This is a genomic window from Hymenobacter agri, assembly GCF_054778495.1.
Genome location: NZ_BAAGZM010000665.1, coordinates 1 through 2,188 on the forward strand (window position 1 = coordinate 1; position 2,188 = coordinate 2,188).

Annotated in this window: 2 protein-coding genes; both read right to left on the bottom strand. The window is 63.5% G+C overall.

What is annotated here, in order from left to right:
• A partial coding sequence (locus ACYVDE_RS20800; protein WP_460503452.1) for an MFS transporter occupies window positions 1-969 on the bottom strand: 969 nt, incomplete at its 3' end.
• Between the two features lie 227 nt (window positions 970-1,196).
• A partial coding sequence (locus tag ACYVDE_RS20805; RefSeq protein WP_460503453.1) for a sensor histidine kinase occupies window positions 1,197-2,188 on the bottom strand: 992 nt, incomplete at its 5' end.

Below are 2,188 nucleotides of genomic sequence, written 5' to 3' on the forward strand. Positions count from 1 at the left end.
CCCGAAGCCCAGCAGTAGCGGGCGCCGCCCCACCCGGTCGGCCAGAATGCCGCACAGGGGCTGCATGGCCGCAAACGCCAGCAGCGATACGAAGCTGGCCAGCGTGGCCTGCTCGCGGGGCAAATGCGCCGTGTTCACCAAAAACTTCAGCATGTAGGTGGTGAAGGTGTAGAAAGCCAGCGTGCCGCCCATCGTGAGGCCCACCACTAGGGCAATGGCCTGCGGATGCTCCAGCAGCAAGCTCAGCGTGCCGCGGCGCTCCTCGCCCTGGTGCTGGGTTTCAAAAGCTTCGGTTTCAGTCAGATTACTACGCAGCAGCAGGGCCACTACCGACAACGCCGCGCCCAGCACGAACGGCAGCCGCCAGCCCCACTCCAGCAGCTGCGCGGCCGTGAGCAGCCGCTGCAACAGCAGCAGCACGCCCAGCCCCAGCAGCTGCCCGCCAATCAGGGTCAGATACATCAGGCTGGAATAGAAGCCCCGGCGGCGCGAGGTGGCCATCTCGCTCAGGTAGGTGGCCGAGGTGCCGTACTCGCCGCCCACGCTCAAGCCCTGCAACAGCCGGGCCGTGAGCAGCAGCACCGGCGCCACGATGCCCACCGTCTGGTAAGTGGGCGTCAGGGCAATCAGCAGCGAGCCCAGCGACATGAGCAGCACCGACAAAGTCATGGACTGCTTGCGCCCCACCTTGTCGGCAATGCGCCCAAACATCCAGCCGCCAAACGGCCGCATCAGAAAGCCCAGGGCGAAGATGCCCGCCGTTTGCAGCAGCTGCGCCGTCAGGTCGTCGCTCGGAAAAAAGGAGCCCGAGAAGTACAGCGAGAACGACGAGAACACATACCAGTCGTACCACTCCACCAGGTTGCCCGCCAGCCCGCTCAGAATGGCCCGCAGCCGCCGGCCCGACACGCGCTCCGGCCGGGCCGGGGCGCTGGGGGTGGCAAGCAGGTGGGCGGTGAGGTTGGTCATGCGCAGTTGGGGCCGGAGTGAGTCATTACTCATCTCCGAAGTGCTACAAAGCAAAAACCCAATTTTGATGAAATTTTATAGAAACCTTGTAATTGGTTTGAAATTTTGAAACGGGCGCAAACGATTGGGAAGCGTAGCGTGGACGCTGTGAGTCCGCGCCGGGGCAAAACGGATAAGGTTGCCCCCTGCTAAGTCGTTCACGCGGGCGCGGACTCGCAGAGTCCACGCTACATTTCCCCAAACACCAGCCGCACGCTGTGCCACCCCTCCGCATACTCATACCCAATCCGGTGCCCGTATAACTCACTAATCCGCTTCACGATAGCCAGCCCAATGCCAATTGAATCCACCGCCGCGTTGCCCTTCTTGAAGCGCCCGAACAGCTCACTCACCGGCGCCGTGGGCGCGAGACCGGTGTTCTGAATGAGCAATTCCTGCGCGCTGAGGGTGACGCGGATTTCGCCGGCCGGTCGGTTGTGGCGGATGGCGTTGCTGAGCAGGTTGTTGAGTAGCAATTGCGCCAGCGCGGCATCCATGGGTACGCGCACGGCGGGCGCGATTTGCAGCGTGGTGGTCAGGCCCTTCATCTCGGCCAGGTCGGCGAAAGCGGCTTCGGTGGCGGGCAGCAGCTGGCTAAAGTCGGCCCGCGTGCCGGGGGCCGATTCGTAGTGCTCCAGCTTGGCCAGCAGCGTGAGCGACTGGTTGATTTTGGCCAAGCGCTCCAGCTCGTCGTGCATGGCCGTGAGCATGAGCAGCTGCCGCTCGGCCAAGTCGGTGTTGAGCAGCAGCTCGATTTTGGCCTTCATGCTGGCAATGGGTGTTTGCAGCTCGTGCGAGGCGTTTTCGGAAAACTCCTTGAGGGCCTGGTAGTCGCGCTGGGCGCGGGCCGTCATCGTGGTCACAAAATCGTTCAGGGCATTGAACTCGGCCGTGTGGCTGGGCGGCAGGTGCAGGCCCGCGTTCTGGCTCAGCTCAAACTGCTGAATGCCCCGCAGCGTCTGGTTGAAGGGCTTGAGGATGTACCACGAAATCACCTCGCTGAGAATGACCACCAGCGCCAGCAAAAACACGAACGTCCAGGCAAACACCAGCATCAGGCCCACGAAGTACACGTCATCGGGCTTCACTACGGTGGCCCGGCTCGTCACGCGGTAAGTGCGGCCGCCGCGCGCGGCGTAGGTGCTGAGGCGCACCACCTCGGCCCGGGTTTGCAGGGCCG